This is a genomic window from Pseudomonas sp. P20 (assembly GCF_016463925.1).
Lineage (GTDB): Bacteria > Pseudomonadota > Gammaproteobacteria > Pseudomonadales > Pseudomonadaceae > Pseudomonas > Pseudomonas aeruginosa.
Map to the genome: position 1 here is coordinate 1 of NZ_JAEMVM010000121.1, position 291 is coordinate 291.

A 291-nucleotide genomic window follows, 5' to 3' on the forward strand; every position below is an offset into this window, starting at 1 on the left:
CCACCCGCACCTCCGGACCCACACCCAGTTCCACCAGGCGCTGGGCCAGGCGGTTGGCCTGGCTGTCGAGTTCGCCATAGCTCAGCCGCTGCTCGCCGAACAGCACCGCAATCGCCTCCGGCGCTCGACGCGCCTGCTCCGCGACCAACTGGTGGACGAACGGCCGGCTCGGATAGTCCTCACCGGTCTGGTCCCAGCGCGCCAGTAGCAGGTCCCGCTCGGAACGATCCAATAGCGGCAACTCGCCAACACGACGCGCCGGCTCGCGACAGATCGCCTCCAGCAGGTTGC

Annotated in this window: 1 protein-coding gene; it reads right to left on the minus strand. The window is 69.1% G+C overall.

Annotated elements, in window-relative coordinates; translation table 11 throughout:
- Nucleotides 1–291: AMP-binding protein (locus JHD77_RS32060; RefSeq protein WP_199506581.1), on the minus strand; the 291-nt coding region annotated here is incomplete at both ends.